Origin of the sequence: uncultured Peptoniphilus sp. (assembly GCF_946998875.1) — a bacterium.
Taxonomy (GTDB): Bacteria; Bacillota; Clostridia; order Tissierellales; family Peptoniphilaceae; genus Peptoniphilus_A.
This window is the reverse complement of the sequence record NZ_CAMQAY010000006.1, coordinates 34,087-59,723: the sequence shown is the minus strand read 5'-3', so window position 1 is coordinate 59,723 and position 25,637 is coordinate 34,087. Positions and strand designations below refer to the sequence as shown.

At 34.5% G+C, this 25,637-nt stretch carries 23 protein-coding genes and 1 other annotated feature; of the genes, 19 read left to right on the top strand and 4 right to left on the bottom strand.

Going from position 1 to position 25,637, the window contains the following annotated elements:
• Positions 1 to 94: 94 nt before the first annotated feature.
• A complete protein-coding gene (locus Q0U74_RS03645; protein ID WP_297392741.1) occupies positions 95 to 1,261 on the top strand; it encodes an amidohydrolase in 1,167 nt (388 codons plus the stop codon).
• Between the two features lie 126 nt (positions 1,262 to 1,387).
• Here Q0U74_RS03645 and Q0U74_RS03640 read toward each other — a convergent pair whose 3' ends face one another.
• The gene (locus Q0U74_RS03640; protein WP_297392744.1) at positions 1,388 to 2,317 is read right to left on the bottom strand and encodes an IS3 family transposase; all 930 of its coding nucleotides are present in this window, start codon (positions 2,315 to 2,317) and stop codon (positions 1,388 to 1,390) included.
• The gene (locus Q0U74_RS03635) at positions 2,304 to 2,810 is read right to left on the bottom strand and encodes a helix-turn-helix domain-containing protein (protein WP_297392740.1); all 507 of its coding nucleotides are present in this window, start codon (positions 2,808 to 2,810) and stop codon (positions 2,304 to 2,306) included. Before Q0U74_RS03635 ends, Q0U74_RS03640 begins: the two co-directional genes overlap by 14 nt.
• A gap of 146 nt (positions 2,811 to 2,956) precedes the next feature.
• On the opposite strand from Q0U74_RS03635, the gene Q0U74_RS03630 reads away from it, so the two are divergent.
• The 11 genes from Q0U74_RS03630 to citX all read left to right on the top strand — a co-directional run bounded on the left by Q0U74_RS03630 (position 2,957) and on the right by citX (position 13,277).
• Positions 2,957 to 3,709 (top strand): WecB/TagA/CpsF family glycosyltransferase, encoded by a 753-nt coding sequence (locus tag Q0U74_RS03630; RefSeq protein WP_297392739.1) that lies wholly within the window; start codon positions 2,957 to 2,959, stop codon positions 3,707 to 3,709.
• Positions 3,710 to 3,720: 11 nt separating this feature from the next.
• Positions 3,721 to 5,670 carry a transketolase gene (gene tkt, locus Q0U74_RS03625; RefSeq protein ID WP_297392738.1) on the top strand — a complete coding sequence of 650 codons (1,950 nt, stop codon included), beginning with the start codon at positions 3,721 to 3,723 and terminating at the stop codon, positions 5,668 to 5,670.
• 56 nt (positions 5,671 to 5,726) lie between these two features.
• Positions 5,727 to 6,626 (top strand): DMT family transporter, encoded by a 900-nt coding sequence (locus Q0U74_RS03620; protein ID WP_297392737.1) that lies wholly within the window; start codon positions 5,727 to 5,729, stop codon positions 6,624 to 6,626.
• A gap of 92 nt (positions 6,627 to 6,718) precedes the next feature.
• The gene (locus Q0U74_RS03615; protein ID WP_297392736.1) at positions 6,719 to 7,798 is read left to right on the top strand and encodes a hypothetical protein; all 1,080 of its coding nucleotides are present in this window, start codon (positions 6,719 to 6,721) and stop codon (positions 7,796 to 7,798) included.
• A 1-nt stretch (position 7,799) separates the two neighbouring features.
• On the top strand, positions 7,800 to 8,678 hold the full coding sequence (locus tag Q0U74_RS03610) for a mechanosensitive ion channel family protein (RefSeq protein ID WP_297392735.1): 879 nt from the start codon (positions 7,800 to 7,802) through the stop codon (positions 8,676 to 8,678).
• On the top strand, positions 8,665 to 8,889 hold the full coding sequence (locus Q0U74_RS03605) for a DUF951 domain-containing protein (RefSeq protein WP_019125222.1): 225 nt from the start codon (positions 8,665 to 8,667) through the stop codon (positions 8,887 to 8,889). Before Q0U74_RS03610 ends, Q0U74_RS03605 begins: the two co-directional genes overlap by 14 nt.
• A 1-nt stretch (position 8,890) precedes the next feature.
• Complete coding sequence (ilvA, locus tag Q0U74_RS03600) at positions 8,891 to 10,099, top strand: threonine ammonia-lyase (RefSeq protein WP_297392734.1); 1,209 nt, start codon at positions 8,891 to 8,893, stop codon at positions 10,097 to 10,099.
• Between the two features lie 192 nt (positions 10,100 to 10,291).
• Positions 10,292 to 10,735, top strand: coding sequence for an Hsp20/alpha crystallin family protein (locus Q0U74_RS03595; RefSeq protein ID WP_297392733.1), 444 nt, complete (start codon positions 10,292 to 10,294; stop codon positions 10,733 to 10,735).
• Positions 10,736 to 10,959: 224 nt separating this feature from the next.
• Entirely contained in the window at positions 10,960 to 11,784 is an 825-nt protein-coding gene (locus Q0U74_RS03590) for a triphosphoribosyl-dephospho-CoA synthase (protein ID WP_297392732.1), read from the top strand.
• On the top strand, positions 11,777 to 12,769 hold the full coding sequence (citC, locus tag Q0U74_RS03585) for a [citrate (pro-3S)-lyase] ligase (protein WP_297392731.1): 993 nt from the start codon (positions 11,777 to 11,779) through the stop codon (positions 12,767 to 12,769). Before Q0U74_RS03590 ends, citC begins: the two co-directional genes overlap by 8 nt.
• Positions 12,756 to 13,277 (top strand): citrate lyase holo-[acyl-carrier protein] synthase, encoded by a 522-nt coding sequence (gene citX / locus Q0U74_RS03580; protein ID WP_297392730.1) that lies wholly within the window; start codon positions 12,756 to 12,758, stop codon positions 13,275 to 13,277. The genes citC and citX overlap by 14 nt, the downstream gene beginning before the upstream one ends.
• A 45-nt stretch (positions 13,278 to 13,322) precedes the next feature.
• Here citX and Q0U74_RS03575 read toward each other — a convergent pair whose 3' ends face one another.
• The gene (locus Q0U74_RS03575; protein ID WP_297392729.1) at positions 13,323 to 14,684 is read right to left on the bottom strand and encodes an S-layer homology domain-containing protein; all 1,362 of its coding nucleotides are present in this window, start codon (positions 14,682 to 14,684) and stop codon (positions 13,323 to 13,325) included.
• 455 nt (positions 14,685 to 15,139) lie between these two features.
• On the opposite strand from Q0U74_RS03575, the gene Q0U74_RS03570 reads away from it, so the two are divergent.
• Positions 15,140 to 16,327 carry an NADP-dependent isocitrate dehydrogenase gene (locus tag Q0U74_RS03570; RefSeq protein WP_297392728.1) on the top strand — a complete coding sequence of 396 codons (1,188 nt, stop codon included), beginning with the start codon at positions 15,140 to 15,142 and terminating at the stop codon, positions 16,325 to 16,327.
• 243 nt (positions 16,328 to 16,570) lie between these two features.
• Here the strand turns inward: Q0U74_RS03570 and Q0U74_RS03565 are convergent, their stop codons facing one another.
• The gene (locus tag Q0U74_RS03565; RefSeq protein WP_297392727.1) at positions 16,571 to 17,869 is read right to left on the bottom strand and encodes a CitMHS family transporter; all 1,299 of its coding nucleotides are present in this window, start codon (positions 17,867 to 17,869) and stop codon (positions 16,571 to 16,573) included.
• 127 nt (positions 17,870 to 17,996) lie between these two features.
• On the opposite strand from Q0U74_RS03565, the gene Q0U74_RS03560 reads away from it, so the two are divergent.
• From Q0U74_RS03560 to metA, 6 genes are all read left to right on the top strand, one after another.
• Positions 17,997 to 18,914, top strand: coding sequence for a LysR family transcriptional regulator (locus Q0U74_RS03560; RefSeq protein ID WP_297392726.1), 918 nt, complete (start codon positions 17,997 to 17,999; stop codon positions 18,912 to 18,914).
• 271 nt (positions 18,915 to 19,185) lie between these two features.
• Positions 19,186 to 20,475, top strand: a complete 1,290-nt coding sequence (locus Q0U74_RS03555; protein WP_297392725.1) for a 2-hydroxycarboxylate transporter family protein — start codon at positions 19,186 to 19,188, stop codon at positions 20,473 to 20,475.
• Between the two features lie 14 nt (positions 20,476 to 20,489).
• Entirely contained in the window at positions 20,490 to 20,771 is a 282-nt protein-coding gene (citD, locus tag Q0U74_RS03550; protein ID WP_019125209.1) for a citrate lyase acyl carrier protein, read from the top strand.
• A 4-nt stretch (positions 20,772 to 20,775) separates the two neighbouring features.
• The gene (gene citE, locus Q0U74_RS03545) at positions 20,776 to 21,675 is read left to right on the top strand and encodes a citrate (pro-3S)-lyase subunit beta (RefSeq protein ID WP_019125208.1); all 900 of its coding nucleotides are present in this window, start codon (positions 20,776 to 20,778) and stop codon (positions 21,673 to 21,675) included.
• Positions 21,665 to 23,212 carry a citrate lyase subunit alpha gene (gene citF / locus Q0U74_RS03540; RefSeq protein WP_297392724.1) on the top strand — a complete coding sequence of 516 codons (1,548 nt, stop codon included), beginning with the start codon at positions 21,665 to 21,667 and terminating at the stop codon, positions 23,210 to 23,212. The genes citE and citF overlap by 11 nt, the downstream gene beginning before the upstream one ends.
• Before the next feature lie 244 nt (positions 23,213 to 23,456).
• Positions 23,457 to 23,685 (top strand) — a binding site (T-box leader).
• An 87-nt stretch (positions 23,686 to 23,772) separates the two neighbouring features.
• Positions 23,773 to 25,569, top strand: coding sequence for a homoserine O-succinyltransferase (gene metA, locus Q0U74_RS03535; protein ID WP_297392723.1), 1,797 nt, complete (start codon positions 23,773 to 23,775; stop codon positions 25,567 to 25,569).
• Positions 25,570 to 25,637: the final 68 nt, after the last annotated feature.

The window sequence follows — 25,637 nt, the reverse complement described above, 5'->3', positions numbered from 1 at the left end:
AATTTATTATTCCACTTTTTGGATTAATATTAATAGCACAATCAGTATTATTAATGGTTGCAATAATTATTAACTATGTATAGGAGATTTAATTATGAACATACAAAAGAGATTAATTGAAAATATTGACGAGTATAAAGAAGAAGCTTTTGCATTAAATAAATATTTATTCGATAATCCTGAGTTACCAGGTCAAGAATTTGGATCTGTAAAAAAAATAAAAGAAGTTTTATCAAAACACGATATAGCAGTAGAAGATAGTTATTATGATATTGAAACAGCTTTTTTAGGAAAAGTTATAGAAAAAAAAGATTCTAAAATTAGAATTGGAATTTTAACAGAATATGATGCTCTTCCAGGAGTTGGTCACGCTTGTGGACACTCAGCTTCCTGTGCTATATCTGTTTTATCTGCCTTAGTTATTAAACATAATGAAGATTTAATAAATGCCAATGTAGATATTATAGGAACGCCAGATGAAGAAAATGAAGGTTTGAAAATTCCAATGGCTGATAGGGGTGCCTTTGACAAGTACGACTATGTAATAATGGTACACTTAGATACAAACAATAGACCTAATTGGAAATTATTGGCTTTTGAAACTTTTAAAATAGAATTTTTTGGAAGACCGGCTCACGCAGCAGCATCCCCATGGGAAGGAAATTCAGCGTTAGATGGTCTAATGCTTGCAATCCATGGATTTGATTTAATGAGAAAATGTGTAAGGCCAGAAACAATAATTGAAGGTTATATAACAAATGGTGGTGTTGCAACAAACGTAATACCAGAGTATGCTAGTGGTATTTATACATTTAGGTCTAATGATTCAAAATATGTTGAAGATACGTTAGTTCCATGGATGAAAGATGTAATAGAAGGCAGTGCTAAGGCAACAAGGACAAAATTTAATATTACTAGACATGGTTACCCTTTTATGGACATGAAATATAATACAACTGGTACTAATTTAATTTCCAAAATAATGGAAGAAAATGGAATGGAAAATAGTGAACATGAAAAAGCAGCAGGTTCATCAGATATTGGAAATGTAAGTTACAGATGTCCAGCTTTTCATCCTTCTGTAGCTATTACTCACAAGGATATTAGTTTGCATACAAAAGAATTTGCTGATTTAGTAGGATCTGATGCTTCGAAGAAAGCAATAACAAATGGTGCAAAAACAATTTTAGGATTTATTGGAGCAACTTTAGATGATACAGATATAATAAAAGAAATAAAAAATGAGTATGAAGGAAAGTGAATTCATTAATATACTTGTATAAATAGTTTATGAAAATTTTCAAATAGAAGGTAGAGTGTCCCTAAAAAGTTGGACTTAATCGAGTGAGCAAAATGCTTACTCGATTTTGTTTTACATAAAATTTTTCTATGCTGCTTTCATTTGCTCACGGTATTGTTTTGGACCAAGACCTCCTAATTTTTCTTTGATTCGATCTTCATTGTAATAACTGATAAATTCTTCGATAGCTTTCTTTAATTCCTTGCGACTACGATAGACATAACCATCATAAATTTCGCGTTTGAGAATACTAAAGAAGTTTTCTATTGGAGCATTGTCATAGCAGTTTCCTTTTCTTGACATGCTTTGATAAATGTGATTTTCTACCAATATGGCTTGATAATTCTTCATTTGATAGCCCCAGCCTCTATCCGAGTGAAAGGTCCGTCGATAAGGGCAGGAAGTTGTTTTTTGAATAGCTTCTTCAAGACCTTTTAACATAGTCTCTCCAATTGGTTGATCTGAAATTGTGTAACTAATGATTTCTATGTTAAAAATATCTAGATATGGATCTAAATAGAGTTTCTTTGTTTGAAGTTTCCCTTGTTCATCTTCTACATAATATTTAAATTCTTTGGTGTCTGTAGTGATTTTTTGATATGGGATGTTGGTTTCAAATTGACGATTGATTCGATTTTTCTTAATTTTCCCAATAGTTCCTTTATATGAATTGTACTTCTTGTATTTTCTACCATATGAGCGAACCTGAAGTCCTAATTCTTGCACTATTCGTTGCAATTTCTTTTTGTTAACAAGCCACCCACGATTTTTAATTTTCAGGCGTATTCTACGATGACCATAGTCTTTGTTATTGAGTCTAATATCAAGAATTTCATCTTTTAAAGATTTATCTTTATCTTCTTCGGTCCATTTTTTCTGCCAATACATAAATGTTGATTTTGGAAAATCAACTGCGGAAAGGATCTCTGCTAGCGGGTATTCTTGTCGGTGTTTGGATGTGTTCCTTGCCTTTTGTTCATTGCTTCTTCCCTCTCCAAACTCCTTAGCTGTTCCCAGAATTTTTTTGAATGGTCAATTTTCTGTTTTCAGCTTCTAGCTCTTTTATACGATTTTCTAATTGCTCACGTGTTTCAAGGCTCATTATATTTTGCTTTAAATGTGAAGAATCTTGAATTTTATTTGATTTACCTTTCATTGGTCTATCTACTTCCTTGGAATGCAGACCATCAATACCATTCTCTTTATATTTCCTTCTCCAGTTAGCAATGAGACTATAATTGTGGATACCAAGTTCTAGGGCAAGTTGTTGATAGCTGAGTTCAGTTGTTTCGTATCGTGTGATTGCTTCTAATTTAAACTCTACACTATGCTCGCGATTATTTCTAGAACGTTTTAAACCTTCAGCTCCAAATTCCTTGAAATTATTTACCCATTTGATAATTTGAGTATTGTTAACACCATACTTTTCCTCTAACTGACAATATCTTGTTTTACCTTTTAGATATCCATCTACCAACTTTCGTTTAAATTCATAACTATATTTTGCCATTAAAAGACACCCAAAAAGTTGAATTTTTAGGTCCAAATTTCGGGGGTCAGTGCAATCTAAAGATATTTGCAAAAATTTAAACTTTAAAAAATATTAATAATAGAAATGCTACTTTCTATGTGATAAACTTATTAGCGGAGAGATATATGGAAAAAATAAAAATTTTTGGAGTTGAAATTTTTAACATTGATAATAAAGAGTGTGAAAATATTTTAAGGGACTTCTTAAAGACAGAGGGTCTTAAAAAAATTTACACGCCAAACACAGAGATTGTCATGGCAGCTAAAAGAGACGAGGAGCTTAGACATTTAATTAATTCAGGCGATTTAATTTTGGCTGATGGCATTGGTCTTATCTACGCATCAAAGATGAGAAAGAAGCCTTTAAAAGAAAGGGTCACAGGTTTTGATACTTCTATTAAACTTCTTGAGCTGGCAGATGAGATGGGACTTAATTTATATTTTTTAGGTGGCAAGGAAGGCGTGGCAGAGGATGCCGCAAAGTCCGTCAATGAAAAGTATAAAAATCTTCATGTTGCAGCTTATCACAATGGCTATTTCAATTCTAGGATAGATGGCGAAACTTCGCCGGAAGAAAAAAAGATAATTGAAGAGATAAATTCAAAGGACATTGACATCATCTTTGTCGGTTTTGGCTTTCCCCGTCAGGAAAAGTGGATTGACGAATTTAAAGATGATTTAAAGGCAAAAGTTATTATTGGAAATGGTGGCGTCCTTGACATTTTATCTGGCAGGGCAAATAGGGCACCAGAGATTTTTATTAAGCTTGGGCTGGAGTGGCTCTACAGGCTTATAAAAAATCCATCTAGGTTAAAGAGGCAAATTGATTTGCCAAAGTTTTTGTTAGCAGTTATGAGAGATAAAAATTCAGTTGAGTGAGGAGTGGAATTTTGAATATCGAAAATAAAGCAGTTAATACTATAAGAATGCTGTCAGTGGATCAAATTGAAAGTGCAAACTCAGGACACCCTGGTCTTCCACTAGGTGCTGCCCCAATGGCTTACGCACTTTTTAAAAATCATTTAGTGAGAGATTCTAAGGACTTAGATTGGGAAAATAGGGACAGATTTATCTTGTCTGCAGGACATGGGTCTGCTCTTTTGTATTCACTTTTCTATCTATTTGATTACGGTCTAAGCCTTGATGATTTAAAAAACTTTAGACAACTTGACTCAAAGACTCCAGGTCATCCTGAGTATAATCACACTAGGGGAGTTGAGGCAACTACTGGTCCCCTTGGTCAAGGAGTTTCCATGGCAGTTGGTATGGCCCTTGCAGAAGAAAAACTTGCAGCCCTTTACAACAAAGATGACTTAAAACTTGTAGACCACTATACTTATGCCCTAGTTGGCGATGGCTGTTTAATGGAAGGAATTTCCAACGAGGCATCTTCCCTTGCAGGCACCTTAAAATTAAGTAAATTAATTGTCCTTTACGATTCCAATAAAATTTCCATTGAAGGCTCAACTGACCTTGCCTTCTCTGAAGATGTGAGAAAGAGATATGAAGCTCTTGGCTGGGACACTTTCCTAGTTAGTGATGGAAATAATTTAGACGAAATAAATGAAAAAATTGAAGAGGCAAAAAAATCAGAAAGGCCAGCACTAATAGAAGTGAAGACAAAAATTGGCTACGGCTCACCTAGAGAAGACTCTGCAAAGGCTCACGGCGAACCTCTTGGTAAGGAAAATAGAAAGTCAACTCGTGAGTTTTTTGAACTTCCTGACCAAGATTTTTATGTGGCAGATGATGTGAGAGATCACTTCAAAAAAATTGTAGAAGAAAATACAAGAAAAGCTGCTGAAAAGAAAAAAATTGAAGAAGAGTATGCTAAAAAATATCCAAAGGAATATGAGGACTACAAGGCTTCCTTTAATCCTGAAAAGAAGGAATTATTAGAAGATTCTTATTACGATTCTTTCACTAAGGACATGGCAACTCGTAGCGTATCTGGAGAAGTTTTAAATAAAATTGCAAAAGACAACATCCATATCTTTGGCGGCTCTGCCGACTTAGGTCCATCAAATAAGACTATGTTAAAGGGCGAAGAATATTTTTCAAAGGAAAATAGATCTGGCAGAAACTTAACCTTTGGCGTTCGCGAAAATGCCATGGGAGCCATTACTAATGGAATCCTCCTTCACGGCGGACTAAAAACTTATGCTGCAACATTTTTAGTATTTAGCGATTATCTAAAGCCAACAATTAGACTTGCTGCCCTAATGAACTTGCCTAATGTCTACATCTTCACTCACGACTCCATTGGAGTTGGCGAAGATGGCCCAACTCATGAACCAATTGAGCACTTGGCTATGCTAAGATCAATTCCTGGCATTATTGTTTTGAGACCAGCTGATGGAAGAGAGACTGCAGCGTCACTTAACCTTGCCTTTAATTCTAAGAACACACCTGTTGTTCTTGCCCTTTCAAGACAAAACTTGCCACAACTTGAAAATTCATCAAGAGACATTATGAAGGGCGCCTACATTATAAAAGAAGAAGAGGGCGAGCTTGAAAAAATTGTAATTGCAACAGGATCTGAAGTTTCTCTTGCTCTTGAAGCAGCAAAGGGACTTAAGGGAGTGCGTGTTGTTTCAATGCCTTCTATGGAACTTTTTGATGGGCAATCTTCTGATTACAAGGAAAAAATATTACCTTCAAAAATAGAAAAGAGAATTTCTCTTGAAGCACTTTCATCCTTTGGCTGGCACAAGTACATTGGCATAAAGGGCATGGCAATTTCCATAGATACCTTTGGTGCAAGTGGCAAGGGCTCTGAAGTCTTTGAAAGATTTGGCTTCACAGCAGAAAATATTAAGAAAAAGATAGAAGAACTTTAAAATATAAAATTAGGAGGGCAACCTCCTTTTTTATTTAGGAAAACTGAGAGGTAAAGATGAACTTAATTAAAGAAAAAAAATGGGCGATAATTTTTTCTCTTATGGCCATGCTCCTTTGGGGTTCTGCCATTCCCCTCATAAAGCTCACTTATATAGAAGCTGGGATTTTGCCAAATGACCCTGGCGGAAAAATTTTTATTGCTGGCATAAGATTTTTTATGGCGGGGCTTTTGACCTATATATACTTTTTTATTTTTAACAGACAAAAAGTTGAAAGGGACAAAATAAATTACAAATTTATAATAATTTTGGCCCTAATACAGACAACACTTCAGTACAGCACCTACTACATCGGTCTTTCCAACACGCTAGGCTCACTTGCAGCAGTAATCCAAGCATCAAATGCCTTTATAACTGTAATAATTTCTGTAATTTTAATTGCCGATGAAAAATTCACTAAGAGAAAAGTTGCAGCCCTTATTATTGGTTCTATTGGCATAATCATAATTAACTTAAAGGATGCAGGGAACTTTCACTTTAAGCTTACCGGTGAAGGATTTATTTTAATCGCCACAACACTTAACGCCCTTGCATCAGTTTTAATAAGAAAATATGGAAGAGATCAAAATTCCTTTTTAATGACAGGCACACAATTTCTCCTTGGAGCCACTCCACTTATAATTATTGGTGCTTTGAGTCACAAATCTCCTGTAAATGTTAGCTTAAAATTCTTCCTCATGCTGTGTTATGGAGCTTTTATTTCAGCCACATCTTTTACAATTTGGACATCAGTCCTTCAAAGGCACAGTGCAAGTGAATTTGGCATATACAAATTATTTATTCCGATTTTTGGAACAATTTTATCTGTCCTAGTCCTTGGCGAAGAACTCACAATATATATAATACTTGGACTAATTTTTGTGCTCCTAGGCGCAGTGGTTTTGAATAAAAAGTAAAGAAGGAAGAGATGTTTAAGGCATCTCTTTTTAATTGCAAAAAAATGCAAAAATAATTTTATAAATGTTATAATTAAGTCGGGAGTGATATTTTGAAATTAAAGAAAAATCACGCAATAATTTTAGTTTTATTATTAATATTTTTTGGATTTTTATATTTTAACCACAAAAATTTTTCCAAGGACAGAACCATTGTTAGACTTAAGGGTGTAAGTGTCAATGAGCCCATAAAGGACTTTTCCATTTCATCTAAGTCAGTTTTTTTGTGGGCTGATCCTGTTTTATACATAACAGATAGAGATGGCAACATCATAAAAAAAATTCAGAGAGAAGACGAAAATATTGAGGCATTTTTCGCCAACAATTACGCCTTTTTGTATGAAAAGGACTTGGGCAAGGTCCACATGTACTCTGAAATGGGCGAGCTTCTTTCTACAACAGATGTCAAGGGCGAAGTCTTTAACATTTCCTATGAAAATGCAAATATTATTTTTCATGTAATTGACGAGAAAAATGAAATTTTATACTTAATGGGCAATGACTCTACTCTCACAGAAATTTACAGGACGGGAAATCAAATTTTAACTCACGACATTTTAGATTCAAAAAATCTTTCTGTTGCAGAGATAAAAAATGATGCCAGTGGCTATTCTTCTCTTCTTTATTCTCTTCACAAGGGAAATAAAAAGAGCCAGGTCCTAAATCACGAGATAGTCTTCTTTGTGAAAAAGGACAAGAGGTCTGTCCTCGCCCTTACAGACAAGTCCATTTATAGATTTATGGATGAAGGCAAAAAATATGAGGCGAAGATACCCAATATCTCCGATGTTTTAGTGGAGGGAAGGGACACTTATCTTCTTCACTCAGGCATTATCACCAAGTATGATTATGCTCTAAAGCCTGGCGAGAAAAAAATAATTGCAGCCAATGTCAACAAAATGGAAAATGTCTCTGGCTCAATTTATGTCTATGGACCTAGCGATGTTGGTGGAGAAATAGGAAATCGTGGAGAGTTTTACACGAGACTTGGCTACTCTCTTGACAAAATAAAAATCAACGGACTTTTAATTGGCGCCCTTAGAAATGGCGAGCTAAATCTTTATTCCGTTGTCAATTCAAATGCAGTGAGAGAAGATGAAAATAAAATAGAAACCACTTATAAAGAGGTGTAAAGTGAATTTAAAGAAAAACACAAGCGCTGTTGCAAATGAAGCTGATGCGGCCCTTCAGTCTACCTTTGGAGGTCTTGGCTCTTGGCAGAGGTTTGCTGTAGTTGCAGCCATAATTATTGGAATTTTTATAATTTTACAAATTATAGATGGTTTTATTAATAGACAATTAAATTCAGAAAAGATAAAAGAAAAGAGCTCCTACAACAGGATTGTCACAGTTGCAAATTTAATAAAGAGAATTTTAAAAGTTGTTTTAATTTTTATTGGATTGACAATAATTATGAGCGTCTTTAAAATTTCCATTGCGCCTATACTTGCAACTCTAGGTGTCTTTTCACTGGCAATAGGTGTTGGCGCGCAAAACCTGGTAAAGGATTTAATCAATGGATTTTTTATTATCTTTGAGGACCAATATTCTGTTGGAGACTTAGTTGAAATAGGAGACATTGAAGGTGTAGTGGAAGATGTGGGTCTTAGGGTTACAAAAATTCGCGACTTCAATAAGATTCTTCACATAATTCCCAACAGCAATATCTCCATTGTCTCCAATAAGGAAAGGTCAAATGTGAGGACGAGAATTGATTTTTATGTGGATAATTCTTGCGACCCATCCTTTGTAAGTGAGAAAATAAAGGAAGCCCTAGAAAAATATAGGGACCACGAGGACATGGTCCTGGGACCAAATTTTTGGGGAGTTACTGAAAATGACAAGGACGCCTACAAGATGAGTCTTGTCTATTATACAAGGCAGGGCAACCAATATGACATTGAATATGCAATAAGGGCAGAGATTTTAAAAACTATGCAAAGAGAAAATATAAAAATGCCAATTATTAGAAATAAATTGATACAAAGGGAGGACAGTGATGCTATACTATAACTTGGGTGACATCGTTACGCTAAAAAAAGGACACCCCTGTGGCGAAAATAAATGGGAAATAGTAAGAAAGGGCGCCGACATAAAGTTGAAGTGCCTAGGTTGTGAAAGAATCATTTGGATGAGCCGAATGGATTTTGAAAAAAGGGTTAGAAAAATTTTAGAAGATGATAAATTTGTTAGCATAATCCATCACAAGAAAGAAGGAGAATAAAATGGATGTAAAAGAAATTTATGATGCAAAAGAACGATTAAAGGGTCACATTAAAGAGACGCCAGTAGTTTATGCCCCAAACCTAGGAGAAGATGTTTACTTAAAAGTAGAAGTTTTGCAAGACACAGGCTCTTTTAAACTAAGAGGAGCTTATAACAAAATTGCCACTCTTACTGACGAAGAAGCAGAAAAAGGTGTTGTAGCTTGCTCTGCAGGTAACCACGCTCAAGGTGTTGCAAAATCAGCAACTGAAAGAGGAATAAGATCTATCATCTGTATGCCTTACCATGCACCACTTTCCAAGGTTCAAGCAACAAGAAATTATGGAGCAGAAGTAGAACTTGTTAAGGATTCCTTTGACGATGCAGCAGCTTATGCAGCAAAACTTTCAAAGGAAGAAGGCTTAACTTTTATAGCACCTTTTGATGACGAAAAAGTTATTGCAGGTCAAGGAACTATTGGACTTGAAATTTTGGAAAAACTTCCTGACACAGACATAATAGTTGTGCCAATTGGCGGCGGTGGACTTATTTCTGGTATCGCCCTTGCAGCAAAGAGCATCAATCCTAATATAAAGATTATTGGAGTTCAAACAAAAATTTCTCCAAGCATGTATGAATCTATTAAAGAAGGAAAAATTATAACTGTTAAAGGCGGCTCAACTATTGCCGATGGTATTGCAGTAAAAACTCCAGGAAAACTTACTTTTGACATAGTTAAGGAATATGTAGATGAAATAGTATTGGTAACTGAAGGAGAAATTTCATCAGCTATACTTACCCTTCTTGAAAAAAATAAAATTATAACAGAAGGAGCAGCAGCTTCAACTGTAGCAGCCTTAATGTATAAGAAATTTAACCACAAGGGCAAAAAAGTTTGTTGCGTACTTTCTGGCGGCAACATTGATGTAACAAGAGTTTCAAAAGTTATTGAAAAGGGTCTTTACAAGACTAACAGAAGAATGGAACTTAAGATCAAATTAAATGACCAACCAGGAGAAATGACTCGCATGACAAAACTTCTTGAAAGAGAAGGAGCAAACATAGTTAAAATTGGTCAAAATATAGATGTAGTTGGCGATACAATTGACTCCATGATAGTTAGCCTAGTCATTGACACAAAGGACAAGGCACATCAAGAGCAAATAATCACAGCTTTAAACCAAAACTTCTATGTATTTAAGGCTAATTATAACGACACACAATTTTAAAATAAATTAGCTTAAAGAGAAAGAGGGTTCGCCCTCTTTTTTTCTTTTGCAAAAAAGTTAAAAAATTTTTTAAAAAGGTCAAAAAAAGTCAAAAACACTATTGACATTCTTTGACCAATGGCCTATACTAAAGATGGTTAGCAGATGAGTTAATCGGCTGCTAATAATTTAAATATAAAGGGGAGTTTTTAAATGAGTATTAAACCATATGAAAAAAATTATTTGAGAGATACAAGATTTGATGATTTTTATGACATGATAGATTCTTTCTTTAACGACGACTTCACACCTCAAAGGGCAATGAGAGCTGCTACTTTTAAGGTTGATGTAATTGATGAAGACAAGGACTATAAAGTTGAAGCTGAACTTCCTGGATTTTCTAAAGATGAAATTGATGTAGATTTTGAAGATGGAAAACTTACAATTTCAGCTGAAAAAAACGAAGAAGTTAATGACGAAAACAAAGAAAAGAATTATATTCACAGAGAAAGAAAATCTTCAAAAATGATGAGAAGAATGTTCTTCAAAGATGTTGACCAAGAAAACATGTCAGCAAAGCTTGAAGGAGGAATTCTAGAAATCACAATTCCTAAAAAGATAGAAGAAAAGAAAAACAAAAAGATTGAAATTAAATAATCTTTTGATAGATTAAAAAATAAGTTGATAAGTAGAAGTTAGAATATTCATAAATAATCCAAATAGAATAATTTAAGACCGAGGGCGACCTCGGTTTTTTCATGTATAAAAGTTTTGCTTATTTATAATTTAAAAATTATTTTATCAAAAGAAGGATGTAGACCCTAGAAAAATAAAGAGTAGATGAAATTTTTTTTATTTATTATAATGAAATTGGAGGGTTTATGATAAATTCAGATATTATTGCAAGACTGTCTACCTATGCACTCATCTATGAAGTGTCGCTGAGCCCAAAGCCTGGGCTTGTCACTCTAATAGATCAGGGCGCTCATGTGGACATGAATTACATAGATTTTATAAATTCAGCTTTAGTCCTTCACGACTACTTTAAAATTGCCTATGAGCTTGGCGAAAAGTCAGATGGCGAAGATTATAGGGAGCTCAGAAAATTTGGCGTGATTTATGAAGAGAAGATGAAAAAGGCAACAGGTGGTGCCAACACCCACAAGGGAATTATTTTTTCTCTGGGACTTTTGGTCTATGCCACTGCCATTGAAATAAAAAAAGAAAATTTTTCCTTTGAAAAAATTATTGCTAGGGTTTCCTATTTGAACAGAGGAATTACTGGTGAATTAAATAAAAATAATGCTACAAGTCACGGCGAAGAAAATTTTAAAAAGTATAGCGTCAAGGGCATAAGAGAAGAGGCTGAAGAGGGCTTTAAAAAGGCCCTTCTTGGTTTAGAATTTTTAAAAATGACCGAAAAAGAAGTGAACTTTGACTACTCCCTTACAGGCACCCTTTATTATTACATGACCTTTATTGAGGACTCAAATATTATAAAGAGGGGCGGCATGGAAGGACTTGAATTTTTAAAAGAACGCGCCAGCTATGTCATGAAAAATAAACTTTACAAGACTTCAGAGGGCATGATGGAAATAAAAAAAATAAATGATGACTTTAAAAGGAGAAACTTAAGCCCAGGTGGCTGCGCCGACTTTTTAATTTTAAGTCTTTATTTTTATCTATTGGAGGATTACTGTGATTGAGTACAGACAAGTGATGAAATTCGAAAAAAAGAAAATTGAAAAATTTTTAAAGGACTTTGACATTAATTACGAAAAGGATGTGGACTACACTATTGCTGCTTTTGATGGCGACAAAATTGTGGGCACAGGTTCAGCAGCTGGAAGAGTATTAAAGTGCTTTGCCATTGATGAGGCTTACCAGGGCATGGGAATTACTAACGCAATAATAACAAGGCTAATAGATTACCAGTATGAAAGAGACGAAAGGCACCTCTTTATATTCACAAAGCCAAAAAATATAAAAATATTTTCGGACTTCGGCTTTTCTCTTGTGGAAGAGACTGAAGATGTGGCACTCCTTGACAATAAAATAGAAGAACTTCATAAAATTTTAAAAAGCATGAAAGATGATAGGGAGTCTGGAGCAATAGTAATAAACGCCAACCCCATGACCAAGGGTCACCTCTACTTAATTGAGAAGGCGAGAAAAATGACGGACCTCCTCCACATCTTTATGGTGGAAGAAGATGGCTCAACTTTTCCCTATGAATTTCGCTATAAAATCGTGGCAGAAGAAGTTTCTAAGTTTGACAATGTAATTCTTCACAGGGGCAACGACTACATTATTTCAAAAAACACCTTTCCAACATACTTTTATAAGGACGAGAAGACAGTTTTAAAGGCTTATTCAGAGCTTGACACAAAAATTTTTGGCAGATACTTTGTAAAAGCCCTAAACATAAAAAAAAGATTTGTAGGCACAGAAGATAAGGACCTTGTGACAAAAAATTACAACGACACAATGAAGAAAATCTTGCCACAATATGGAGTAGAGCTTATAGAAATTCCAAGGATAAAAAGTGGCGACCAAGTAATTTCTGCATCACATGTTAGAAAACTTTTAAAAGAAAGAAATTTTGAAGAAGCCTATAAGTATTTGCCTGAAGCCACAATTGTGGCACTAAAATCAGAGGAAGGGCAGAGGATTATAAATGAAAGACTCTAAAATTATTGCCATGAGAGAAATGCTTGAAGCAAAGGAAAAGAGATACTACAAGATAAAAGCCTTAACGGAAAAATATGACTTGCCAGTCCTATCCTTTATGCTAAATATTCCTGGCGAAGAAAAAAATTTTGAAGAGGCAGCGGATTTCCATATTTCTTATATAAATAAGATTCAAAAAATTTTAGAAGATAATGAAATAAAAATTATATTTGAAGAATATCAAAACCTAAAAACAGGAATGGAATACCTTGCAGTTCTTAATGGAGAAGGAAAATTTATAAAGGAAAAAATGATTGAGCTTGAAGAAGAAGACCTTGGCGGAAGACTCTTAGACATCGACATCTATGACAGAGACTTTAGACAAATATCAAGATCAAGCCTGGGACTTTCTGAGAGAAAGTGCATAATATGCAAGAACATAGCAAGGACCTGCATTAAAGAAGAAAGACACAGCCTAGATGAGCTAAAGGAAAAAGTAAGAGAAATTTTAAAAAGTGAAAAAGAATAAAACAACCCCCAAAGATTATATTAAACATAATCTTGGGGGTTTTTATCAATATTCTATATAGTATTTACTATTTCCAAAGCCATCAAAGTCGTCAAAGTCATTCTTCCTGCCATAGTCCCTATAGTCTCCCCTAAAAAGAGTTGTTCCAACAATGAAGTAACTATTTTTACCAAGGCCGCCCTTTCTTATATTATTGCTTGCCCTGATTTGAACACTTAGACAAGTATAGTTGGGATCCATCATATTGTCTCGATGACCTGGAGAATTCCACCAATTTGTATAGAACTTTTCTGCCATAGCCCTTTCATCAGTCAATATTTTATTAAGCTCGGGCATCATATCATCACCAGTATAGGAATAAGCTAGATTAGCAAGATTTTCACCAATAGTAGTTGTACTAATCTGCGGCTCTAGATAATCAATAGCCGTTTCCCATTCGCGCCCATCTAAACGGACATGACTCCTTCCACTTACAGTAATGGAACCATGTTTTGCCAGTTCTTCTGAACGAATAGTACATCCTCTATCCAAGTCATCAGCCCAGCTTAGAGGATTGAGACCTAATTTTTGACGGTCTGCATTTACCAGACTTAAAAACTCTTGATGAAATTTATCGTGGTTAAAACTTTCGCCATTGTTAAAGGAATTTATTATTTCAAGATTGCTTTTGCTCGCAGTTTTCTTAATGTCGGTATTATTATTTGCATTAGTATTTATATTAGGATTAGGGTTTTCTGATGCATTTGTGCCAATATATCCAGGTAATTCTATTTCCTTTGCATTTTTTTTAGAATTTTCCAAGAAATTCAACTGTGAAGATTTGCCTTCATTTGATAAAGAATTAAAAATCATGACAAACACATCGCCACGAGGAGCATAATCATTGGGATTGATATTTCCGATGCCACTATTTGGCCCGATAATTCCCATGGAATTTGCCCAATTTATCCAGGAAGATGGCCATGTTGCTTTATCCACATCAGAACTTGTCAAGTCAGCTTTGTTGGCAGCAACTAAAATTTTTAAAATTTCAGCATAGGTAATATTATTAGAAGGCTTAAAACTTCCGTCAGGATAGCCAGCAATGGCAGGAATGCCTTGAGGATTTTTTATTTGACAGGCAGCTTCAACATAGGACCTAGCCCAATGATCTTTTCCTAGGTCCTTAAAAATTTGCTTGTCACTGGACTTTGCATTTACGCCCTTTATTTGTGAAAGGACTACAGCAATTTCTGCACGAGTAATGTTTTTCTCTAGACCAAGACTTCCGTCAGGATAACCCTTCACCACGCCAGAACTTTTTAAAGCATCAATTTTATCATTTCTTTCAGATGCCAGGACTGAACTTGGAATCAAAAGACTTGTCGACAACAAAATGACAGAAAAGATTTTACAAAATTTTTTCATTAAATTCTCCTTAAAATTTGCCTTATTTAGATAAATAATTATTTTTACCAGACTTAAGAGCATTAATAGAAAATAATCACTTAAATCCTTGATATTAGTATAAGTGATTTAAGAAACTTATGCCACAAAATAAGCTAATAAATCTTAAAAAAAAGAAAAAATTTTGAGGAGGTAGTTGATTTTCATAAACCTTATATAAATGAGGTTCATGAAATTTTAGAAGAAAGTGATATAAAAATTTTTTAGGAATATAACAACCCAAAACTTGAATGGAATAACTTGCAGTCCTTGATGGAGAAGGAAAATTTATAAAGGGAAAAGTAAGGTAAATCTTTAAAAGTAAAAAGTAATAGAAAACTAAGGAAACATATAGGTATACTCTATACCTACACTTGTTTTTTAATATTAGTTTTATAAGGGTTGTTTTGATAGAATTTTTACAAGAGGTGAATATTTTGGAAAAAATTAAAATGAAAAATCCAATAGTCGAAATGGATGGAGATGAGATGACTAGGGTCATCTGGAAAGATATAAAAAAAGAATTACTTGAACCCTACATTGATTTAAAAATTGACTACTATGATTTATCAATGGAAAATAGAAATGACACTGATGATGAGATTACACTTGATTCTGCAAAGGCTGTAGAAAAACACAAGGTAGGCGTTAAGTGTGCTACTATCACAGCCAACGAAGACAGGGTAAAAGAATTTAACCTAAAAAAAATCTATCCATCGCCAAATGCTACAATAAGAGCATATCTTGACGGAGTAATGTTTAGAGAACCTATTACCTTTGATTGTTTGGACATTTTAATCCCTACATGGAAGGAGCCAATAGCAATAGCAAGGCATTCCTTTGGAGATATTTATGTTTCAAAATCTTTTAGCCTAAAAAAAGGTGAAGAATTAAATGTTTCAATTAATGGAGAAAATAAATATTCATATAAACCAGATTACGATGCAATATTTTTAACTCAATTTAATAAAGTTGAGTCGATAAAATATTTTGCACATGAGTGTTTTAAATATGCCCTTGAAAAAAAGATGAATTTAATTTTTTCAACTAAGGACACAGTAGTTCCAGGTTATGATTCAGTTTTTAAAGAAATATTTAATGAAACTTTTGAAGAATATAGAAAAGAATTTGAAAAGAATGGATTAGTTTACAATTATTACTTAATCGATAATGCCATAGCACAAATTATGAAATCAAAGGGCAACATCCTTTGGGCTCTAAAAAATTATGACGGCGATGTAATGAGTGATATGATTTCTGCAGTTTATGGATCACTATCACTGATGGAATCATCAATAATTGGAAATGGAACTTACCTATATGAAGCGGCACATGGAACAGTAACTGATCACTACAGAAGATATCAAGAGGGTGAAATCACTTCAACAAACTCAGTTGCCCTAATATTTACTTGGGCGTCTGGTATTGAAAAGAGAGGCCAACTTGATGGAAATAAAGAATTAGAAGAATTTGGTGTAAAATTAAAAAAGGCTGTTAGAGCCACTATAGAAAATGGATTTATAACAGGCGATTTAATATCAAGTTACAATAAAAAAGATTATGTAAAAGTAAATTACATTGAATTTATAGAAAAGGTAAAAGAATTTTTAGACAAGTCTCTATAAATTATGAGAGCAGGCAAGTTTAACTGACCTCCTTAAGTTAGTTTTTAAACCTAACTTTTGGGATCGTTATTCAAAGCTTGCTCTTTTTTTGCCAATGAAAAAGGATTTGTGCCTATGAAATGTTTATTAATTATAAAAATGAATGAATTGTAAAACCAAAAAGAATACCTAAGTAGCAAAGCAAGTTTATAGTTAAAGAAGGGTACAAAAAAACCGGCTTAGAGCCGGATTTTAATCTTAACTTTATAGATGTATTATTCCAAATACTAGACCAGCTATAACCATTAAAACGGATACAGGGTATAGATATTTGAAAGAGAACTTAATGTGGTCCTTTAATTCTAGATCTTCAACTAGTCCAAGTGCAAGATATGTTGCAGGAACCAGTGGAGATATCATTAGAGATACGTTCTTTCCAATTAACATAGCCATTGCTGTGTTTATTCCTTCTACGCCAAAAGCCTTTCCAACTTCAATAATTGGTGGCATTAGTCCAAAGAAGTATGCATCAGTACCTACTAACATTCCCATAGGAAGTGCTAGGAATCCAAAGATTAAGTGAGTAAACCTGCCAAGGGCACTAGGAATAATATTTGTAAGAGTAATTGCCATTGCTTCAATCATTCCAGTTCCGTCCATTATACCGACCATAATACCTGCTGATAAAATTGTTGCGGAGATAGTTAAAGCAGATGCAGCGTGCTCCTTGATTTTTTCATTTTGTGCCTTAAGGTTAGGATAGTTAATGCAAAGAGCAAGAGATAGTCCAATCATAAATACATAATAAGATTGAAGGACATCGACCATTAAAAGACCAATTACAGCAATAGTTAAAATAATATTTAATGGAAGAAGCTTCTTAAATCTTGGGTCAAGTTCTTCTTTAGTCTTTTCAACAACTGAAGATTCAATTTTCAAAGTTGTTCCTGCTCCTCTTTTCTTCTCTATAGTACCGAGGATAACAGCCAAAGTTATTGTAGAAACTATACCAAAAATTTGAATTGGAATTAATTTTAACCAAAGTCCAGTTGCATCAACTCCAAGAACTGTGGCAGCTCTTGCAACGGGTCCACCCCATGGTAAAAGGTTCATAACACCCATGGCACAAGCAGTTAAACAAAGTAAAACTTGAGGTCTTATTCCCATTCTCTTGTATATAGGATACATTGTTGGGATAGTAATAAGTACAGTTGTTGCTGTAGCACCGTCAAGGTGAGCTATTATACCTATTATTCCTGTTGCAACTGTAATTGCAATAACATTTTCTCCCGCCATAGCAACAAGTTTATCTACTATGACATCAAATACTCCAACATCACTCATAATGCAGAAGAATATAATGGAGAAAATAAATAAAATAGAGTTGTTAGAAACTGTTTTCATTCCTGCGCCAATCATTTCTTTAAGATCGGCAATATTAGTTCCAATTAAAAGAGCAGCTAAACTAGGAATTAAAACAAGAACAACAATGGGACTCATCTTTCCCTTTAATAGCAAAACTATAATTGCTAAAACTAATAAAAAACCTACTAATGATAACATAATTTACCTCCCGTTATGTAATTGACATAAAGTCTTCATATATATAAAATATTATCGTACTAAAGAAGCCATATAACAAATATGAATTAAAAATATGTCATATAGTTTTTAACTATGGGAGTGGATTATGAACGACAAAGAATTGCTTTATATTAAAACTATAGCTGATACACAGTCAATTTCTAAGGCGGCAGAAGAGCTTTTTATTGCTCAACCAAGTCTTAGCCAGGCTCTTCAAAGAATAGAAAGGGAATTGGGCACACATTTATTTATTCGTGAGCCAAGGGGAATGAAATTAACCTATGCAGGAGAAAAATATTATCTCATGGCAAAGGAGATACTAGATATTTACAGCGACTTCAAGTCTGAAATAACTCATATAAATGAGTTAAAGGCAGGAAGGCTGGTCATAGGCATAGCAAGATATATGGGTATGAATATTCTTCCCAAGATTCTGCCAGATTTTAACAAAAATTATCCAAATGTAGAGATAATTATTAGGGAAGAAAATACAAGGGTACTTGAAAATTTGGTCTTAGGTGGAAATGTTGATTTTGCACTCACTCATGTCCATAAAAAGGAAATGAATGAGAAAATAAATTATGAAATCCTAAAGGAAGACGAATTTCTCTTAGTAACTCCTAAAGGTTATTTAATAAATTCAGACAAAATAAAAATTAAAAATGGAAAAAGTTATGTGGATTTGAGAGATCTTGAAGGAGAAAAATTTATACTTCTAGATATTAATAAGGGCATAAGAAAGGTTCAAGATAGAACGATAAAATCTTATGGAATAAACCCAGAAGTTGTCTTTACTACAAAAAACTTTGAAACCGCAAAAAGACTTGCTGCCAATGGAATGGGGATTACTATAATACCCAAGGACTATTTAAACATCTTTAGCCAAGATAAAAGTTATGACAGTTTTAATTTATCTGATACAGAAGAAAATATTTGGTACACTGCAATTCTAACAATCCCAGATATATACAAGTCCCAAGCTACTAAAGTTTTTATAGATGAGGTAAAAAGGTTTTTTAAATAAATTTAATTTTAAAGGACTGCTTTTATTAAAGTAATTCTTGTTTTTCAAAGTAAAATTAATTCAATATATTAACCTAATAAATTTAAAGAAAAGCAAGCAATGACCTTGCTTTTTTAAAATTTATTACTAATTTAGAAGCGTTACCACAAAATTATTTTGTTGAACCTACAACATAACATTTGCTGTAGAGTGCGAGAAATAGGCTCTATCTTATTGCGTAACAATGAGTTTTTGGGGTATTATAAAAGTAAATGTAAAGGAGGTTTTTTCTATGAAGAAAAAATATTTTGGACTTAACCTTCCAATGTTATTGGTTTTAGCAATAATTGTTTTCATAGCAACATACACGGGAGTTTTGTCAAAAGATTTAGCGGGCGGCGTTGCCCTTATGTTCGCAATAGGTATTATTTTATATGAAATTGGAGAGATTATTCCAATCTGGAATACTTATGTTGGCGGTGGACTTGTTCTTGCCTTCTTAGGTGCAGCAGTTCTAGTTTATCTAAATGTTATACCAGAAGAATATGTAGAACTTATTTCAGCTGTTAACTCAAAGCCTATGGGACTATTAAACTTCTTTATCATAATGCTTATCTCTGGTTCACTTCTAGGACTTAATAGAGATCTTATGATCAAGTCTTTTGCAGGATATATTCCAGCAATCCTTGGTGGAGTTTTAGGTGCTGCCATTCTTGGTATTATTGGTGGACTTTTCTTTGGAGTTTCTCCATCTGAAACTGTTTTAAAGTATGTTCTTCCAGTAATGGGCGGAGGTAACGGTGCAGGTGCAGTTCCTCTAAGTCAAATTTATGAAAGAGTTACTGGAGATGCTGCTGCGAACTACTATGGCTTTGCTATTTCAATTCTTACAATTGCAAATATCTTCGCTATTATTGCTGGTGGTATTTTAAATAAGATTGGTAACAGTAAGACAGGCCTTACAGGAGATAAGAAAACTCTTATGAGATCAGCTCCTGAAATTGAACAAAATGAAGAAAAGTTCACTACACAATTAAAGGACTACGCTGGAGCAATTTTAATGGCTCTTACTTTCTACCAACTAGGTAGACTTGTAGCTGATAAAGTTTGGGATCCACTAGTTCCTTCAGTGCCAATTCATCCCTTTGCCTTTATGATTATTATTGTTGCTCTTGCTAATGGACTTGGAATTGTTCCTGGACCACTTAGACAAGCTGCTAAGGAAGTTCAATCTTTCTTTACAAAAAACATTGTAATCTTAATTATGGTTGGGGTTGGTGTTGAAACTGACTTAGTTGAACTAAGAGACGCTATCACTTTTGGAAATGTTGTTATGTCATTTTTAATTGTTGTTGGCGCTGTTATTGGTTCAGGACTTGTTGGACACCTTGTAGGATTCTTCTTTGTTGACTCAGCTGTTACTGCAGGACTTTGTATGGCAAACAGAGGTGGATCTGGTGACTTGGCAGTTCTTGGAGCAGCTGACAGAATGGATTTAATTTCTTATGCACAACTTTCATCAAGACTTGGTGGAGGTATTATACTTGTTATAGGATCAATACTCTTTGGAACGCTCATGTAGTAGGAGGGATATTTTTGAAACTAAAAAAAGAAGCAATGGCTGGAACTCTTGAGTCAAATGATATTTTAATAACAGTTGACAACGGCGAAGGCATTTCCATTGAACTAGAAAGTTCAGTGAAAAAACAATTTGGCAAACAAATTGAAAAAGTTATTAGAGAGACCTTAGAAGAATTAAAGGTAGAAAACGCAAAAGTTACAGCAGTAGACAAGGGAGCCTTGGACTACACTATTAAAGCAAGAGTAGAAGCAGCATGCTTTAGAGCAGCTGAAAGTACAGAATATAATTGGAGCTGATATTTTGAAAGAGAGATTAAGAAGAACAATGATGTTTCTTCCAGGTAACAATCCTGCAAACATCACTGATGCTCACATTTATGGCCCTGATTCAATTATGATCGACCTTGAAGATGCAACGAGTATCAATCAAAAAGATGCGGCAAGATTTTTAGTTTACAATGCACTTAAAACTTTAGACTACGGAAAAACTGAAGTTGTTGTAAGAATAAATGCCCTTGACACACCTTTTGGACGTGAAGATATTAAGGCAGTGGTTAAAGCTGGAGTAGATGTAATTAGATTACCAAAATCAGAAACTGCACAAGATGTTAAAGATGTAGATGAAATAATAACTGAAGTGGAAGAAGAAATGGGCTGCCTTGGTAGAACTCTTATGATGGCTGCCATTGAATCTCCAACTGGTGTAATTAATGCAGTTGATATTGCCAAGGCATCACCTAGAATGATGGGTATTGCCCTTGGAGCTGCCGACTATGTTACAAACTTAAAGACACAAAGGTCTAAGCATGGTTGGGAACTTTTTGCAGCAAGAAGTCAAATTGTACTTGCAGCAAGAAATGCAGGCATTGCTTGTTTCGATACAGTTAACACAAACTTAAGCGATATGGATGCATTTAGAGAAGAAGTTCAATTTATAAAGGACCTTGGCTTTGATGGCAAGTCTGTAATTCACCCTAAACAAATTGCTGTTGTAAATGAAGTTTACACACCAACTGAAAAGGACATTACTAAGTCACTAAGAATTATAGCCGGTTCAAAGGAAGCTGAAAGAAAGGGCTCTGGAGTTATAACAGTTGACGGAAAAATGGTTGACTATCCAGTTATTGCTGGTGCACAAAGAGTTCTTGACCTTGCAGTTGCAAGTGGAGTGCTAAAGAAGGAGGATATTGATGAACTATAATAAAAATGCAGTAGGAAGAGATATCCCTGAATACCTTGAAGGCATTGGCGAACTTGTTCCCTTTAAAGGCGAAGGCAAATATCTTAGAACTGATAGAAAGGCTTCTCCAAAAATTAGATATGGAAGAAGAGACGAAAGTAAACTTTTAGGCTCTATTGAAGAAGCTGTAAAGAAAAGTGGACTTAAAGATGGAATGACAATTTCCTTCCACCACCACCTAAGAAATGGTGACTATGTTGTAAATATGGTTATGCAAGTTATTGCGGATATGGGCATTAAGGACTTAACTCTTGCTCCATCATCACTTTCACCTTGCCACGACAAACTAATTCCACTAATTGAGAAAGGTGTAATCACTGGCATTCAATCATCTGGACTTAGGGGAGAACTTGGAGAAAAAATTTCTGGGGGAATCCTTAAAAAACCATGTATAATTCGTTCTCACGGTGGTCGTGCAAGAGCAATTGAAGATGGCGAACTTCACATTGATGTAGCCTTTTTAGCTGCACCATCTTGTGACGAATACGGCAACATGAATGGTAGAGAGGGAAAAGCTGCTTGTGGCTCACTAGGTTATGCCATTGTTGATGCACAGTATGCTGACTGTGTAATTGCAATCACAGATAATCTTGTACCATTTCCAAATATTCCTGCATCAATTGGCATGATGTATGTTGATTATGTAGTTAAAGTTGATGCCATTGGAGATCCAAAGGGAATTGTTTCTGGCTCAATTAGATTTAACGACAACCCAAGAGATTTATTAATTGCAAATAATGCTGTAAAGGCAATTAAAGCATCTGGACTTTATAAAGATGGCTTTAGATTCCAAACTGGAGCTGCAGGTTCAACACTTGCAGTGGCAAAAATCCTTCGTGAAGAAATGAAGAAGGACAACATAAAAGCATCAATGGCACTTGGTGGAATCACTGGATATATGGTAACAATGCTTGAAGAAGGTCTAATCGATGGTATTTACGATACACAATCCTTTGACCTTGATGCAGTAAGATCAATTCGCGAAAATCCAAAGCACTTTGAACAAACAGCATCATCTTATGCAAATCCAAATAACCCAACACCAGCAGTTAACACTCTTGACTTCGTACTACTTGGCGCACTAGAAATCGACACAGACTTCAATGTCAATGTAATGACAAGATCAGATGGAGTTATTAACCAAGCAGTTGGTGGACACCAAGATACTGCACCTGGAGCAAAGATGTCACTTATCCTTGCACCACTTGTAAGGTCAAGAAATCCAATTATCATGGATAAAGTTACAACAGTTTGTACACCAGGCGAATCCGTTGATGTAGTATGTACAGACTACGGCATTGCTGTTAATCCAAAGAGAAAAGATTTAATTGAAAAATTTGAAGAAGCTGGACTTGAAATTAAAGACATCAAAGAATTGCAACAAATGGCAGAAAAACTTACAGGTAAACCTGAAGAAATTAAGTTCTCTGACGAAGTAGTTGCAGTTGTAGAATATAGAGATGGCTCTATAATTGATGTAATTAATAAGGAAGCTTAAAGAAAATAAACCATACTATTAAGAGAGACTGCGGTCTCTCTTTTTTTACTTTTATAAGAGCTCACCTAAAAAATTTATGCATCTTAAAAACTTATTCACAATAAAAATTTTATAAGGTAAAAGATTATGCCCTACTTTAAAATTTTGCCTCACTTGCAAAAAGTTCCTGACAAAAATTTTTGATTTTAAATAAAAAGAAAATTATTTGACATAAAGATTATTAAATGCTATCATAGTATAAAATTTAAACTCAACAGAGAGAAGAGTAACTTGTTGGACTGATTACAGAGAGCTTCGTTTGGTGAAAGAAGTAGAAGAAAAATAAGCGAACATGGTCTTTCTCGAGTGCTTGTCGATATTTAGATGAGTACGGGCTCGCCCGTTATAGCGATAGAGTATGGCAGTACTTGAAGAGTCCCTTATTGCGAGATAAGGGAGAATTAAGGTGGTAACACGAAGCTTTCGTCCTTATGGGACGGGAGTTTTTTTATTTTATAAAGCCAGCTAAAAATTTAAATTTACTCACAAGTACAAATTTTATAGAGGAGAGGAATAAGTAAATGCCTTTAATAATACCTAAAGATTTAATAGTTGAAGAAGTTTTAGAGAGAGAAAATATTTTTACAATGAGAGATTCATCTGCTAAGGAGCAGGACATAAGACCTCTTAGCATTGCCATTGTAAATTTAATGCCAAAAAAGGAAGAGACAGAGCTTCAACTTTTGAGAATGTTATCTAACACAGCCCTTCAAATAAATATTGATCTTGTGAGAATGGAGTCCTACAATCCAACAAATAGCGATTTAAAAAGACTAAAGGCCTTTTATAAAACCTATGAAGACATTAAGCACAAGAAGTACGACGCAATGATAATAACTGGAGCACCAATTGAAACTATTGCCTATGAAGAAATTAAATATTGGGACGAATTAAAGACAATTTTTGAATTTGCCAAGGAAAATGTCTACTCCACAATGTTTATATGCTGGTCAGCCCAAGCAGCCCTCTATCACTATTACAACATTGACCACAAGGTTTCTAATGGAAAAATATTTGGCGTCTTTGAATTTGATAAGCTAAAGGACAATAAAATCGTCAAGGGTTTTGACGACACATTTTTAGTTCCAACATCAAGACATACTTATGTTGACGCAGAAGATTTTGAGGGCTTTGATGATTTAGAAGTCATCGCAGCAAGGCCTGACACTGGAGTTTCCCTTGTGACAACAAAGGACAACCGCTTTGTATTTAACTTTGGCCACTGGGAATATGACAAGGACACATTACACAATGAATACATCAGAGATATTTCTCAGGGCAAGAAAATTGCTCCACCGCAAAATTATTATGAGGACAATGACCCAAAGAAGGAAATAAAAATTAGGTGGAGATCTGCAGGAAACTTGTTCTTCTCCAACTGGCTAAACTACTGCGTATATCAAGAGACACCTTTTGCCATTGAAACAATAGAAGGCAAGTCTGTTTCAAAATTTGGCGGCAGCTCTTTAAAGGATGCAGGACAATTTGCCAAGGTGAAAAAAATTATTTTCTCAAAAGAAGATAGAGATGTCATAGTAGTTTCTGCACCGGGAAGAAGATTTAAAGAAGACACAAAGGTTACAGACGAATTAATTTCTCTATCTGATAAAAATAAAAAAATTGAGGACCTTGAAAAAATTATAAAATCTCTTGAAGATGAACTAGCTGCCCAAAGAGTTTATAGGGACACCCAACTTGTAAAAATTGAAAAAAGATTTTCTGAAATTGCAGAGGACTTAAAGCTAGAAGAATTTTGGGATGAGGAATTAAAATTTGTCTTTGACCAGATAAAAAATTCAAATAACAAGGACTTTATCGTCAGCAGAGGTGAGTTTTTAAATGCAAAACTAATGGCAAAATATTTAGATTACGACTTTATAGATGCCAAGGACTTAATAATTTTTGATGAAGAGGGACAAGTTGATTTAAAAAAATCAAGAGAAGCAATAAGAAATCACATTGGCGACAACCAAAAGGCTGTGGTGCCAGGCTTTTATGGCAGCGACAACAATGGCGACATTGTAACTTTCACAAGAGGTGGCAGTGACTACACAGGTAGCCTTATAGCCTACGCCCTAGACTCAAAAGTCTACGAAAACTGGACTGATGTAAATGGAATAATGACTTCAGACCCCAATAAGGACCCTGACGCAAAGACAATTGACAAGCTAAATTTTAAAGAGCTAAAGGAAATAATAGATAAGGGCGCACAAGTTTACCAAGGCGATGCCATTAAACCTGTTGAAGAAAAAAATATTACCATAAAAATTTTAAACACAAATAATCCTAGAAATCACGGAACAGTTATTAAAGACTAAAAAAAGGAGCCAGAGTGTAAAAACTTTGGCTCCTTTTAAAATAAAAGGCTGGTTCAATGAAGCCTTTT

Coding starts and splice junctions, on each gene's coding strand:
- citF (WP_297392724.1), top strand. CDS start 21,665: ATGAACTATAATAAAAATGCAGTAGGAAGAGATATCCCTGAATACCTT.
- Q0U74_RS03555 (WP_297392725.1), top strand. CDS start 19,186: ATGAAGAAAAAATATTTTGGACTTAACCTTCCAATGTTATTGGTTTTA.
- Q0U74_RS03590 (WP_297392732.1), top strand. CDS start 10,960: ATGATAAATTCAGATATTATTGCAAGACTGTCTACCTATGCACTCATC.
- Q0U74_RS03560 (WP_297392726.1), top strand. CDS start 17,997: ATGAACGACAAAGAATTGCTTTATATTAAAACTATAGCTGATACACAG.
- metA (WP_297392723.1), top strand. CDS start 23,773: ATGCCTTTAATAATACCTAAAGATTTAATAGTTGAAGAAGTTTTAGAG.
- Q0U74_RS03645 (WP_297392741.1), top strand. CDS start 95: ATGAACATACAAAAGAGATTAATTGAAAATATTGACGAGTATAAAGAA.
- Q0U74_RS03595 (WP_297392733.1), top strand. CDS start 10,292: ATGAGTATTAAACCATATGAAAAAAATTATTTGAGAGATACAAGATTT.
- ilvA (WP_297392734.1), top strand. CDS start 8,891: ATGGATGTAAAAGAAATTTATGATGCAAAAGAACGATTAAAGGGTCAC.
- Q0U74_RS03630 (WP_297392739.1), top strand. CDS start 2,957: ATGGAAAAAATAAAAATTTTTGGAGTTGAAATTTTTAACATTGATAAT.
- Q0U74_RS03620 (WP_297392737.1), top strand. CDS start 5,727: ATGAACTTAATTAAAGAAAAAAAATGGGCGATAATTTTTTCTCTTATG.
- Q0U74_RS03635 (WP_297392740.1), bottom strand. CDS start 2,810: ATGGCAAAATATAGTTATGAATTTAAACGAAAGTTGGTAGATGGATAT.
- Q0U74_RS03605 (WP_019125222.1), top strand. CDS start 8,665: ATGCTATACTATAACTTGGGTGACATCGTTACGCTAAAAAAAGGACAC.
- citX (WP_297392730.1), top strand. CDS start 12,756: ATGAAAGACTCTAAAATTATTGCCATGAGAGAAATGCTTGAAGCAAAG.
- Q0U74_RS03565 (WP_297392727.1), bottom strand. CDS start 17,869: ATGTTATCATTAGTAGGTTTTTTATTAGTTTTAGCAATTATAGTTTTG.
- Q0U74_RS03575 (WP_297392729.1), bottom strand. CDS start 14,684: ATGAAAAAATTTTGTAAAATCTTTTCTGTCATTTTGTTGTCGACAAGT.